Below are 13,377 nucleotides of genomic sequence, written 5' to 3' on the forward strand. Positions count from 1 at the left end.
GGTACCGGAACCCTCCGTTCATGTGCTGTTCAGGTTCATGGATCGCGCGTGGGAGAAACGAAGAAGCAAGACGATTCGCTGCCTTCGCCCCCTCGCATTTCCTGGCGCGCCGCCCCGATGCCGGAGAAAATTACCATAGAGGTTCAAAAGGTTACGCGCGGAGAACCGCTCAGCCCGCCAGTTCCCGTTCGAAGATGCGGAGATTCCGGTAGTGGCTGAGGCGGGTGATGGCGCCATCCTCGATTTCGAAGATGAAAACGCTCGGAATGGCATAGCTCTGGCCCGAGGCCTCGGGGAAGCCCGACATGGTCTCGCGATAGGTGCCGCGGGCGGTCATGTCGGCGGCGACCCGCTGCCCAAAGGCATCATGCATCAGCACGACGTCGTTGAACGTTTCGTCGAAGTGGCGCAGATAATTCATGATCCAGGCCCTTAGCGGATCGACGCCGAGGGTCCGCTGACCGGTAAGCGAATCGAGCGCGATGTCCTCATCGACGAGGCGCGAAAGCGCATCGAAATCGCGATCGTTGACGGCCTCGATGAAACGGCTGGCGATGGTCTGGGCGTCTGTCATCATCTCCCCCTGAAGCTTAATGGTCACTCACTGTACCGCTGAATTTCCGTCCGGAGCAGAGATTCACGCGCCAAGATGCAGGACGACTTCACGCTGGTGCGGGCGGTCACGATGCTCGAAGAGGTACAGCCCCTGCCAGGTGCCGAGCACCATGCGCGCGTCGGTTACCGGGATAACGATCGAGACCTGTGTGAGCGCCGCCTTGATGTGCGCCGGCATGTCGTCAGGTCCCTCCTGGGTGTGGACGATCCAGCGCATGGAGGGATCGGAGGACGGCGGCACCAGACGGCGGAAGAATTCATCGAGGTCGCGTTTCACATCCGGATCGGCATTCTCCTGGATGAGCAGGGACGCGGACGTATGACGGACGAACACGGTGAGAAGTCCCTCCGCGACGCCTGACTTCCGCACGAAATCGGCCGCCGCATCGGTGAACTCGTATAGTCCCTGGCCACGGGTGGCGATGGTGATGGCTGTCTGCGGCATTGCGGCTCTTCTCGTTCACTGGCGGCGACGAAGGAACACGTCCTTGAAGGAATCAATTTAGGAAGAATATCCGACAATTCAAAATTCGCCGCCGCCATTGAGGAACGAGCAGAGTGTCAGGGGGCAGGCCTCGCCGGCACAGACGGACGGCAGGCCCCCTCCCCGCTATAGCTGCAGAAACGGTTGGAAGCCTCCATAAATCATGCGCTTGCCATCGAAGATGGACTTCCACTCGTCACCTTGAAGCCGCGGATCGGCCATAACCTTGGCGACGATTGCATCGCGATCCTGGCGCGACCCGTAAAGGACCCAGGAGAAGACCACCGTCTCGTCGTCCTTCGCCTGCACCGCCCGCGGAAAGGACGTCAATTCGCCATAGGGTACGTCGTCCGCCAGGCACTCGACGTAGCTGAGCGCCCCGTGTTCCTTCCAGACGTCGCCCGCCCGGCGCGCGAGCGCCTTATATTCCTCGACCTTCGCCTTCGGCACGGCGATGAGAAAACCATCGACATAAGGCATTTGTATCTCCTCCTGTTTTGGCTGGACAGGCAAAGGACGATCGAAGGGGAAAGGTTCCGACAGGGGGTGATGATTTTTCGTGATCTTCGTCGGGAGGCGAGCCCGCTTTCGCTGGGTCCATCGGCGAACAGAGCATGCGTCGATTGCGTTCTCGGAACGCCCACTTCCATTCGTCCAGCGTAGCGGTTTGTGTCTGAAAAGACGCGCGGTGCTGCGGTCACGAACCACAGCCGCGCAGTTGCCCCGCATAGATCGCCGCCACACTGGCCGCGCGCTTCGCGCCTGCCTGCGCCGTTGCGCTCCAGTTGCCTCGAGTGTAACCGCCGTGACCGTGATAGTAGGCAATGTAGAGCCGGTAGGGATCGTTGAGCGCGATGCCGTTCCTCTGATGGCTTTGATTGTGGTACCAGGCGATGAAGCGGATCGCGTCGGCGAAATCCGTCCGGCGCGCCATCCAGCGCCCGGTTTCGGCCTGGTAGCGGGCCCAGGTGCCATCGAGCGCCTGCGAATATCCATAGGCGGTCGAGACGCGCGTCCAGGGAATGAAGCCGAAGAGCTTGGTGCGCGGCGGCCTTGCATTGTGTCGGAAACCGGACTCCGTGTAGATCGTCGCCATCAGCACGGGCACGGGCACGCCATATTCGCGTTCCGCCGCATAGGCGGCCCGACGCCAACTGTTGAAAAGACCATCTCGCTGCTCGAAAACCGCACAGGCGTTCCGGGTGTCCCTCGGCACCGTTCCGCAGCCGGCCAGCAACAGGAGGACGACGACAAAAACGCAACGCATCGTGGAACCTCTCGTTTGCGAGAGATTGATAAAGCGTAAATGTTAAGGATCGGTTTTGAGGCGAAGTTGAATGACCGCCAGAATGACAGCCGTCCTGCCGTTTCTCGTCATGCTTACCGGCGTGCTCTCTCCGGAGCGAGCGTGGGCCGGCAACACGCGGGATCTCTATACGAGCGACGCGATCGTCACCGGCACAGGCGAGCAAAATCGGCAAATCGGTTTCCGCGAATGCCTTGGCGAAGTCCTCGTCAAGGTCTCCGGCGACCAGCGTGTACTCGCCTCGCCCGCGCTCTCGCCGCTCATCGAACGCGCCGGCAGCTTCGTTGCATCCTTTGCCTACCGGGATCGGCTCGAGGGTATCCCGATCCACGACGAACAGGGCACGCACGACCGGCCGCACGACCTGACCTGCCGATACGAGCCGGCAACGATCGACCACCTGCTCGATACGCTCGGATCAGGGCCCTGGCTTCAGCCGCGGCCACGGATTGCCGTCTTCCTCGCCGTCCATGATCAGAAACGCAGCTTCATGTTGACGAGCGATGGCGACGAAAGCCCTTATATGGCCGAGTCGCTCGCCGCGGCGACCGTGCCTCTCGCACTTGAAGCAAGGCTGCCGGCCCGCAAAACGCTTGCCGCGGAAAAGCTCGGCCTCGACGTCCTGTCGGCCGAAGAAGCTGCGCAACTGGAACGGCTCGCAAAGAAGATCGGCGGCGATGTCGAGCTCGTGGGCACGATTTCCTGGAGCGACAAGGCGCTCGGCTGGATAGCCGACTGGCAACTCGCGAGCGCCGGGAAGACACACCGGTGGCAGGTCCGCGGGGTCAGCTTCGACGACGCCTTTCGCAATGCGATCCGCGGGACGGCGCAGGTTCTGTCAGGTAACGGCGAGCCTTGACGCAGACCAAGCCTTCGCGCCGGTGGCGTGCCAGTCAGTCTCAGCGATGGAAATCACCGGGCCGTCGACCGGCCATGCTTTAGCCGAGCGTAGCGATGAGTTCCCGATAGGCCGCTTCCGGAAATGCCTTCAATGTGCGGGTGCGCACATTGCCGTTCATGCCGAGCGTTAAAGCAAACCGCGCAGCGACCGCGTCATCGGGTGCTTCGCAGATTGCGACCATGTCGTATTCACCCATCGTCAGGTAGAAGTCCTTGAAGGATCCGCCCATTTCGGTGAGCACATTCCTGGCGGCATCCAGCCGCTTCGGGGACTCACGTACGTTCTTGATACCCTGCTCGGTCCAATTGAGAAGCACGACATAAGTGGTCATCTCACACCTCCCGCAGAGCATCCCGCTTTCGGATGAAAGCGGATAAATGCTCTGGATTCGAGGACTTGAGCAATTCCAGGAAAAGTGTGTAACGCCTTCCGTCCGGAATTGCGTCATTTCAAAAAATTGGGCGTTTCACTGTATCGACGAACGTGAAACGCTCTGGAGTGCCTCTGCGTTTATCGCGCGGCACTCTCGATTCGCCCAAGGTGCGGTGTCGCTGCGGCGCGGGCTCGCCGCAAACCATGAAGTATAATCCCGCGGTCATGGGCGAACAAGCGCGGCAGGCGGCGCAGGGTTCGGGCAAATTGGAAAAGCAGACGGCACAAAAAAGCCGGGCACGAGGCCCGGCTTTTTTGTCGTCTCTGTAGCGCTTAGCTATCGAGGAACGACCGCAGCTTGCGCGAACGGCTCGGATGCTTGAGTTTCCTCAGCGCCTTCGCCTCGATCTGGCGGATACGTTCGCGGGTGACCGAGAACTGCTGACCGACTTCTTCGAGCGTGTGGTCCGTGTTCATGCCGATGCCGAAGCGCATGCGCAGCACACGCTCTTCGCGCGGCGTCAGCGAAGCGAGAACGCGGGTCGTCGTTTCACGCAGGTTCGCCTGGATGGCGGCGTCGATCGGCAACAGCGCGTTCTTGTCCTCGATGAAATCGCCGAGATGTGAATCTTCCTCGTCACCGACCGGTGTTTCGAGCGAGATCGGCTCCTTGGCGATCTTCAGCACCTTGCGCACCTTCTCGAGCGGCATGGCGAGCTTTTCGGCCAGTTCCTCCGGCGTCGGCTCGCGGCCGATTTCGTGCAGCATCTGGCGCGAGGTACGAACGATCTTGTTGATCGTTTCGATCATGTGCACCGGAATGCGGATCGTGCGGGCCTGGTCGGCGATCGAGCGGGTGATCGCCTGCCGGATCCACCAGGTGGCATAGGTCGAGAACTTGTATCCGCGGCGGTACTCGAACTTGTCGACCGCCTTCATCAGGCCGATATTGCCTTCCTGAATGAGATCCAGGAACTGCAGGCCGCGGTTCGTGTACTTCTTGGCGATCGAAATGACGAGACGCAGGTTGGCCTCGACCATCTCCTTCTTGGCGATGCGCGCTTCGCGCTCGCCCTTCTGGACCATGGAAACGATGCGGCGGAACTCGGCGATGGAAATGCCGGTTTCGGTCGCAAGATTCTGGATCTCCTGGCGGATATCCCGGATCGTCTGGTTCTCGGCCCTTGCAAACTCCTTCCAGCCCTTGCCGGCGAGATTGCTGATCGACTTCATCCAGTTCGGATCGAGCTCGGCGCCCGAATACTGTTCCAGGAAGGAGTCGCGCTTGACACCGTAGGATTCGGCGAGGCGCAGCAGCCGGCCTTCGTTCTGCATCAGGCGCTTGGAAATGTCGTAGAGCTGCTCGACCAGCGCATCAATGCGGTTCTGGTTGAGCGACAGCGACTTCACCGCCTTGATCAGCTCGTCCTTCAGTTCCTTGTAGCGGCGCTCCTGCGCCGGCGACAGGGTGCCGGTGGCGGCAAGGCGCGCCTCGACCTGCTGGTCCTGCAGCTTGCGGAGCTTCTTGTAGGTCTCGGCGATGATGTCGAGCGTTTCCATCACCTGCGGGCGCAGTTCCGCTTCCATCGCGGCGAGCGAGAGGTTCGATTCATCATCGTCCTCTTCTTCTTCCTCCGGTGGCTGGCCATCGCCGCCGACATTGGTGATGTCGTCGTCATTGGCTGCGGCTGCGCGCGTCTTGCGCACCTTTTCCTTCTCTTCGGCCGCCTTGCGGTCAGCCTCGATCTTTTCCGGGCTCTGGAACTGCGGGGCAGCCTTCGCTTCCGGACCGGAATAGGTGGTCTCGAGATCGATGATCTCGCGCAGAAGCGTCTGGCCTTCGTTCAGTTCATCGCGCCAGATGATGAGCGCCTGGAAGGTAAGCGGGCTCTCACAGAGACCCGCGATCATCGTTTCGCGACCGGCCTCGATGCGCTTGGCGATCGCAATTTCGCCTTCACGGGAGAGAAGTTCGACCGAGCCCATCTCGCGCAGGTACATGCGCACCGGATCGTCGGTGCGATCGGTGGGTTCTTTCTTCTTGCCGGTCGCAAGCGCGGTACCGGTGGAGGTGGTCAGTTCACCGCCTTCGCTGTCGCCGTCGTCACCGCCGTCTTCGTCGTCGCCGCCACCGGCAGCTTCCTCGGCTTCCTCATCCTCGATGACATTGATGCCCATGTCGGAGAGCATGGCCATCGTGTCTTCGATCTGCTCGGAGGTGACTTCCTCGGACGGCAGGACCGAATTCAGTTCGTCCATCGTCACGTAGCCGCGCTTCTTGGCGGCCTTGATCATCTTCTTGACAGCGTCGTCGGAAAGGTCGAGAAGCGGGCCGTCCGGAGCGCCTTCGCGTTCAACGTCTGCTTCTTCGTTTTCTTTGACTTTAGTTGCCATTTATTCGTCACTTTCCTTGTCGCAACCAGCGTGCGCCTGGTGCCAATGCCGCTTCGTGGTTCGGGCGCCGCGCACCCGCCACCGAATCATTTCCCCTGACGTAACGGGATGATGTTTAATTCCTGATTAACCACGACAGCGATCGCGGTTGAGCGGCAAGCTTCGACAGCCCTGCCACTGAAACGTCTCAGGCATGATTTTCCTATCCGCCGTACCGTGTCGCCATTTCTGCTGAAATGGTGATTCCCAGAATTTTTGATCCCGTCAAGCATTTCCGGTGAAAAACCGCGTAAATCGGCAAAAAACGCTTCTTCGCGGGTTTCTGCGCTGTTTATCAGCTTTCGCTCAACATGTAGGAGCGGCCTTTAAAAAGACAAGGGTCGCGGCGCTTCGCTGGTCAAGGAGATCGATGTCACGGCATAATTCTCCTCCGAGAGTCGCGAGACCATTACCGCTGGACGGGTCACGGCGCCCCTTTACCGGGAGATTGAGATCCCAGTTCGGGCTAGCAGGCTGACCAGCCGCCGCACCAATCCTCGTTCGCGTTCTCTACCAGTCCATCACCACCTTGCCGGAATTTCCGGAGCGCATCGCCTCGAACCCCTCGCGAAAATCGTCGATGCCGATCCGGTGGGTGATGACCGGCGAGAGATCCAGCCCGCCTTGGACGAAGGCGATCATCTTGTACCAGGTCTCAAACATCTCGCGGCCGTAGATGCCCTTCAAGTTGAGCATCTTGAAGATGACCTTGTTCCAGTCGATCTCGAATCCGGCCGGTGCGATGCCGAGGATGGCGATCTTGCCGCCGTTGTTCATCTTGTCGATCATGTCGCGGAACGCCGGCGCCGCGCCCGACATTTCAAGACCGACATCGAAACCCTCGGTCATGCCGATCGATCGCATCACGTCGGCGAGGTTTTCCTTGGAGGCATCGACGACATGGTCGATGCCGACTTTGCGGGCGAGCTCGAGGCGCGTCGGGTTGATGTCGGTGATCACCACCTTGCGTGCGCCAGACCGCTTGGCAACCATGGCACCCATGATGCCGATCGGCCCCGCTCCGGTGACGAGCACGTCCTCGCCGACGAGATCGAAGGAAAGCGCCGTGTGCACGGCATTGCCGAAGGGATCGAAGATCGCGGCGATCTCGTCCGGCACGTCGTCCGGGATCGAGACGACATTATATTCAGGGATGCAGACGAACTCGCCGAACGAGCCCGGACGATTGACGCCGACTCCAAGCGTATTGCGGCAGAGATGGCCCCTGCCCGCCCGGCAGTTGCGGCACTTGCCGCAAACGATGTGGCCTTCGCCCGATACGCGTTCGCCCACATGATGCTTGGTGACGGCGGAGCCGACCTCCGCGATTTCGCCCATGAACTCATGGCCGACGACCATCGGCACGGGAATCGTCTTCTGCGCCCATTGATCCCAGTTCCAGATATGAACGTCGGTGCCGCAGATCGCCGACTTCTTCACCCGGATCAACACATCGTTGGGGCCCACTTCCGGCACCGGCACCCGCTCCATCCAGAGCCCGACTTCCGGCTTCGTCTTGACCAGCGCCTTCATCATGTTCGTCATCGCAAGATCCTCCGCCCCTCACCCTAACTCGTCAAATCACTTCGAGATCGCGACCGACCTCTTCGAAGACGGCGATCGCACGCCGGACATCCTGCTCGCTGTGGGCGGCCGACATCTGGGTCCGGATCCGCGCCTGGCCCCGCGGCACCACCGGGAAGGAGAAGCCGATGACATAAACGCCCTTCTGAAGCATCCGGGCGGCCATCTCCTGGGCAAGCGTGGCGTCACCCAGCATGACGGGAATGATCGGATGCCCTTCGCCGGCAAGCGTGAAGCCGAGCTTCGACATTTCCGCGCGGAAAAGTGCCGCGTTCGCATAAAGCCTCTCGCGCAGCTTATCGCCGTTCTCGATCAGATCGAAGACCTTGAGCGAGGCGGCGGCGATGACGGGGGCCAGCGTGTTGGAGAAAAGATAGGGACGCGAGCGCTGCCGCAGCCAATCGACGATTTCGGCCTTGGCCGAGGTGTAGCCGCCCGAGGCACCGCCGAGCGCCTTGCCGAGCGTGCCGGTGATGACGTCGATCCTGCCCTCGACGCCGCAATGCTCGGCGGAGCCGCGTCCATGCTTGCCGACGAAACCGACCGCATGGCTGTCATCGACCATGACCATCGCGTCGTATTTCTCGGCGAGATCGCACACACCCTGAAGATTGGCGATGATGCCGTCCATCGAGAAGACACCATCGGTGGCGATCAGCTTGAAGCGACTGCCTTCAGCCTTCTTCAACTCCTCCTCGAGCGCCGCCATGTCGTTGTTGGCGTAACGAAAGCGCTTCGCCTTGGAGAGGCGTACGCCGTCGATGATCGAGGCATGGTTCAGCGCATCTGAGATGATCGCGTCTTCCTCGCCAAGCAATGTCTCGAACAGGCCGCCATTGGCATCGAAGCAGGAGGAATAAAGGATCGTATCCTCCATTCGAAGGAAGGAGGAGATGCGGGCCTCGAGTTGCTTGTGCTCTTCCTGTGTGCCGCAGATGAAGCGCACCGAGGCCATGCCGTAGCCGTAGCGATCGAGCGCCTGCTTGCCGGCCGTGGCAAGCTCTTCGTTGTCGGCGAGGCCGAGATAGTTGTTGGCGCAGAAGTTCAGCACCCGGTCGCCGGACGCCACCTCGATTTCACCCGCCTGCTTCGAGGTGATGACACGTTCGGACTTGTAGAGACCGGCGGTCTTCAGGCCCTCCAACTCAGAACGAAGATGGGACAGAAAGGCTTGGGTCATGGCTGGCCGCTCTCGCTGTAAGAAGGATGTTTCGAACCAGGGCACCGCGCCGTTCGCACACGCTGCGGACACCCTGGCATCTTGGATCTGCGCATAGGCCCTGCGAAACTCGATTTTCGAACTTCGGTGGAGCGTTAGACGACTACCACGACAACACGCCTCGTGCAGCAATTTCCAGCGCCCTCGAAGGTCCGGAATGCACGGACCGGCGAAAACGACAGGGGCTTTCACGCAATGCGCCGCCTGCGGATACTTTCTGTCCCCAGGGGCGCTTCAGGCGACATTTTCATTCGCAACATGCAGTGCGGGCGGCATCGTCCGAGGCTGCCTATCCGTCGAGATAGCCGTCGATGACGGCCAGGAATGCCTCGCCGTAGCGTTCGCGCTTGCTCTCGCCGATGCCGGGAATATCGAGGAGATCGTCGAAGTCGCGCGGACGCTGCTTGGCGAGCGCGATCAAGGTCGTGTCCGGGAAGACGACATAGGGCGGCACGTTCAATTCCTTGGCGATCGAGAACCGCTCGGCGCGCAGGCGTTCGAAAAGCTCGAGATCGGAGCCGGCGAGATCGGCTCTCTCGCGCTGCGCACCGGACTTCGCCGCTCGGGCGGCCTTGCCCGAGGTTGGCCTGTCCTTGCGGAAGAACACCTGGCGCTCACGTTTGAAAACGGCGCGTGCCTCCGGCTCGAGCTGGAGCGCTCCGAAGGCGGAATGATCAACCCGGACGAGGCCAGCGGCGAGCAACTGCCGGAACACCGATTGCCACGTTCGAGCCGGCAGATCCTTGCCGGCACCAAAGACCGGCATATCGACATGGCCAAAGCGTTCGGTTTTCTCGTTGACCGTGCCCATAAGCACATCGATCACGTGGCCGGCGCCGAAGCGCTCGCCCGTCCGATAGACTGCGGCGAGCGCCTTGATCGCGGCTTCGGTGCCGTCCCAGGTCTCGACCGGCTTCAGGCAGGTGTCGCAATGGCCGCAGCGGCCCGGATAGGCCTCGCCGAAATGCGCAAGGATCGCCTGCCGCCGGCAACCCGCCGTCTCGCAGATTGCGAGCAACGCGTTGAGCTTCGCGCGCTCGATGCGCTTGATTTCTTCTGCGGCGGCTCCCTCGTCGATCATCCGCCGGCGCTGGATGACGTCGGCCATGCCGTAGGCCATCCAGACCTCCGAGGGCAGCCCATCGCGCCCCGCGCGGCCGGTCTCCTGGTAATAGGCCTCGACCGACCCCGGCAGATCGAGATGGGCGACATAGCGGACATCCGGCTTGTCGATGCCCATGCCGAAGGCGACCGTCGCCACAAGGCAGAGATCCTCCTCCTTCAGGAATGCATCCTGATGGGCGTCGCGCAGGGTGCGGTCCATGCCGGCATGATAGGGAAGCGCTCGCACGCCTTGTGCGTTCAGCCATTCGGCCGTGTCGTCGACCTTGGCGCGCGACAGGCAATAGACGATGCCGCTCGATCCCTTGAAGCGGGAGAGAAAGCGCAGAAGCTGCTGGCGCGGCTGGTCGCGCTCGACGATCTCGTAGGCAATGTTCGGCCGGTCGAAGCTCGTCGTGAAGACCTTCGCTCCGGTGAGCGCCAGCCGCTCGATGATGTCGTCGCGCGTATGCGGATCCGCCGTGGCCGTGAGCGCGATGCGCGGTACGCCGGGAAAGCGCGAGGCGAGGCAGTCGAGACCGCGGTATTCCGGCCGGAAGTCATGTCCCCATTGCGAGACGCAATGGGCCTCATCGATCGCGAACAGGGCGATCTCCATGTCGCCGATCATTTCGGCGAAGCCATCGGTAACGGCGCGCTCCGGCGTAACGTAAAGCAGGTCGAGCGCGCCCGCCGAGACGGCACGCCGCACCGCGATTGCCTCGTCGCGGGTCAGAGCGGAATTGAGCGCCGCGGCGCGAATGCCGAGCTGCTTCAGCGCCTCGACCTGGTCACGCATCAAGGCGATCAAGGGAGAAACGACAATGCCCACACCGCGGCGGCAGAGTGCCGGGATCTGGAAGCAGAGCGATTTGCCCGCGCCCGTCGGAAAGAGCACCACTGCGTCGCCGCCCGCCGCCACGTGCTCGACGACGTCCTGCTGCTTTCCCCGGAAAGCGGAGTAGCCGTAGACGCGTTTCAGAACGTCGAGAGGATTGGCGGCGCCTTCGGTTTCGAAGAGGCGTGCGGCGGAAGCATTGTCGTTGTGGGGCATGGAATCGCTTTCGTCGGGGCGCTGAGTATGAGGTTTTGGTAGGTGGGATGTAAACCGCTTGAAGACTTGCAAGGGAAGGATCGCCTCAATCGGCAACCAATGCCCCTCACCCTGCCCTCTCCCCGCAAGCGGGGCGAGGGTGGGTCACGTTCGCGGCCTGCGCTGTACCTCAATCGCCAACCCTAACCGCGAGGGCTACGGCGCGGCGGATTGGGCCGACACTGCAATCTCCCTTCTCCCCGCCGGCGGGGAGAAGGTGCCGGCAGGCGGATGAGGGGCAGCCCACGCAGCGACGCTACCGCGCAGCCGGCCCCTTCACCCTCCCCGAAAGCACGCCGAAGCCTTCGATGATGGCTTCCTGGTTCTCAAGCCGCGTCACTTCGAGCTGGACCTCCTGGAGCGTCCGCAGCAGCTGTGGCACGACCTCGAGGTCCCCCTCCTCTGTGGCATGGGCCAGTTCACGTTCCAGCTCGCGCCGCTGCCAATGAAGGGCTTTGCTGCGCCTGTGCAGCGCAAGCGCCTGGAGATAGCCCTCGCGCGCATCTTCCGGCGCCGCCGCGGTCGTCGCGGTCCAAAGGCGCGCATAGCGGACCTGCTGATCGAGCGCACCGATCAGTGCGCCGAAACCCTCCGCCTCCAGTTGCTCGATGAGGGCTTCCCGCGTCAGCCGCGGCCCGTTTTCCGCCGCGGCATTCAGCACCGCCGCCCAGCAGCGCTGCAGATCGCGGTTATCGAACTCGATGGTCGAGATCTCGTCATATTCATCGAAGAGCAATTGCGGATGGTTGACGATGGTGAGCGCCAGCACGCTTTCGCGCAGGAGCGGCACCGCCTGCTGGCCGCTGACGATGGAGGAGCGCGCGAGCCGCTCGGAAACGGCCGTCGGACCGGCTGCGGTGCGCCCACCACCGGCGCCTCTCTGGCCGCCACTCTGGCGCCCGCCCCGCTCGAACGGCCGCCGCTCGTTCCTGAACGGCGCACTGCCCTGCAGAAAGGCATTGAGGCGGTCGCGCATGTCCTGGCCATAGTGGCGACGCACGCTTTCGTCGGCAATGACGGACGTCACCTGCCGCAGCCGCGCTTCGAGTTCGGCGCGTTTTTCCGGCGTGTCGAATGCGCCGCCCTGAACTTCGCGCAGCCACACCATTTCGGCGAGCGAGCGGGCATTGGCGAGCACCTTGTCGAAAGGTTCGCGTCCGTCATGGCGGACGAGGTCGTCCGGGTCCTTGCCGTCGGGCAGCATGGCAAAGCGGACTGATCGTCCGGGTTTGAGATGGGGGAGCGCCAGATCGACGGCACGGTTGGCGGCACGAATGCCGGCGCCGTCGCCATCGAAGCAGAGCACCGGCTGCGGTGTCATCTTCCACAGAAGATCGAGCTGGTTTTCGGTGAGTGCGGTTCCGAGCGGCGCCACGGCATTCTCGATGCCTGCCTGATGGAGAGCGATCACGTCCATATAGCCCTCGACCGCGATGATCGTTCCCGCCCCGTCCGCACCCTGCGAAGCCCGCCGGGCCCGCGCGAAATTGAACAGCACATTGCCCTTGTGGAAGAGTTCCGTCTCGTTCGAGTTCAGGTACTTGGCCGGCGCGTCAGGCGACATGGCGCGACCGCCGAAGGCGATCACCTTTTCGCGCGAGGAAAGGATGGGAAACATGATGCGGTCGCGGAAGCGGTCGTAGGAGACCGGCACGTCCGACCCATGCACGACGAGACCACAGGCCTCGATCTGCTCCTTGCCGATGCCCTTGCCGGCCAAAAACTCTTTCAGCGCATTGCGGCTGTCGGGCGCGAAGCCCAATCGAAACGTCTCGATCGTACGGCCGGTCAGCCCCCGCTCACGCAGATAGGCCCGCGCCTTGGCACCATTCGCCGTCTGGAGCTGGTCCTGGAAGAACTGTGTCGCCATTTCCATGACGTCGAGCAGGCTCGTCCGTTCCTTCTCGCGCCGCTCGGCCTGCGGGTCGGGCTGAGGCATCGCGACGCCGGCCATGTCGGCGATCTGCTGCACGGCTTCAGGGAAGCTCAATCCTTCGAGGTCGGTCAGGAAGCGGAAGTGGTCGCCGGAAACACCGCAGCCGAAACAATGATACCGGCCCTTGCGGTCCTCGCAGTGGAAGCTCGGCGACTTTTCGCCATGGAATGGGCAGCAGGCCCAGTAGTCGCCGCGCGGGACGTTGGTCTTGCGCCGATCCCAGGTGACGCGCTTGCCGATCACGTCCGAAATCGGAACGCGATCGCGTATCTCGTCAAGGAAGGACGGTGAAAAGCGCATGAATACCTCTGATCAACCTTCCATATAAGCGGC

At 62.2% G+C, this 13,377-nt stretch carries 11 protein-coding genes; 1 reads left to right on the plus strand and 10 read right to left on the minus strand.

Annotated features, from left to right (window positions below; translation table 11 throughout):
• Positions 1-169: 169 nt before the first annotated feature.
• From QN224_RS17195 to QN224_RS17210, 4 genes are all read right to left on the minus strand, one after another.
• A complete protein-coding gene (locus tag QN224_RS17195) occupies positions 170-574 on the minus strand; it encodes a ketosteroid isomerase-related protein (protein WP_283977679.1) in 405 nt (134 codons plus the stop codon).
• 63 nt (positions 575-637) lie between these two features.
• Positions 638-1,060 (minus strand): secondary thiamine-phosphate synthase enzyme YjbQ, encoded by a 423-nt coding sequence (locus QN224_RS17200; RefSeq protein ID WP_283977680.1) that lies wholly within the window; start codon positions 1,058-1,060, stop codon positions 638-640.
• A gap of 165 nt (positions 1,061-1,225) precedes the next feature.
• Positions 1,226-1,579 (minus strand): DUF1428 domain-containing protein, encoded by a 354-nt coding sequence (locus QN224_RS17205; protein WP_173509635.1) that lies wholly within the window; start codon positions 1,577-1,579, stop codon positions 1,226-1,228.
• A 217-nt stretch (positions 1,580-1,796) separates the two neighbouring features.
• On the minus strand, positions 1,797-2,366 hold the full coding sequence (locus QN224_RS17210) for a transglycosylase SLT domain-containing protein (RefSeq protein ID WP_283977681.1): 570 nt from the start codon (positions 2,364-2,366) through the stop codon (positions 1,797-1,799).
• 70 nt (positions 2,367-2,436) lie between these two features.
• Here QN224_RS17210 and QN224_RS17215 point away from each other — a divergent pair, with 70 nt between their 5' ends.
• Complete coding sequence (locus tag QN224_RS17215) at positions 2,437-3,264, plus strand: DUF2066 domain-containing protein (protein ID WP_283977682.1); 828 nt, start codon at positions 2,437-2,439, stop codon at positions 3,262-3,264.
• Positions 3,265-3,343: 79 nt separating this feature from the next.
• On the opposite strand, the gene QN224_RS17220 is transcribed toward QN224_RS17215, so the two are convergent.
• From QN224_RS17220 to dnaG, 6 genes are all read right to left on the minus strand, one after another.
• Entirely contained in the window at positions 3,344-3,637 is a 294-nt protein-coding gene (locus QN224_RS17220) for a GYD domain-containing protein (RefSeq protein ID WP_173509632.1), read from the minus strand.
• Positions 3,638-4,011: 374 nt separating this feature from the next.
• On the minus strand, positions 4,012-6,072 hold the full coding sequence (gene rpoD / locus QN224_RS17225) for an RNA polymerase sigma factor RpoD (protein WP_173509631.1): 2,061 nt from the start codon (positions 6,070-6,072) through the stop codon (positions 4,012-4,014).
• A 549-nt stretch (positions 6,073-6,621) separates the two neighbouring features.
• On the minus strand, positions 6,622-7,656 hold the full coding sequence (gene tdh, locus QN224_RS17230) for an L-threonine 3-dehydrogenase (RefSeq protein WP_283977683.1): 1,035 nt from the start codon (positions 7,654-7,656) through the stop codon (positions 6,622-6,624).
• Between the two features lie 31 nt (positions 7,657-7,687).
• Positions 7,688-8,875 (minus strand): glycine C-acetyltransferase, encoded by a 1,188-nt coding sequence (locus QN224_RS17235; RefSeq protein WP_283977684.1) that lies wholly within the window; start codon positions 8,873-8,875, stop codon positions 7,688-7,690.
• Positions 8,876-9,203: 328 nt separating this feature from the next.
• Positions 9,204-11,069, minus strand: a complete 1,866-nt coding sequence (gene recQ, locus QN224_RS17240) for a DNA helicase RecQ (RefSeq protein ID WP_283977685.1) — start codon at positions 11,067-11,069, stop codon at positions 9,204-9,206.
• A 295-nt stretch (positions 11,070-11,364) separates the two neighbouring features.
• Positions 11,365-13,344: a DNA primase gene (dnaG, locus tag QN224_RS17245; protein ID WP_283977686.1), complete on the minus strand. Its 1,980-nt coding sequence runs from the start codon at positions 13,342-13,344 to the stop codon at positions 11,365-11,367.
• Positions 13,345-13,377: the final 33 nt, after the last annotated feature.

Origin of the sequence: Sinorhizobium sp. 7-81 (genome assembly GCF_030124405.1) — a bacterium.
Taxonomy (GTDB): domain Bacteria; phylum Pseudomonadota; class Alphaproteobacteria; order Rhizobiales; family Rhizobiaceae; genus Sinorhizobium; species Sinorhizobium psoraleae.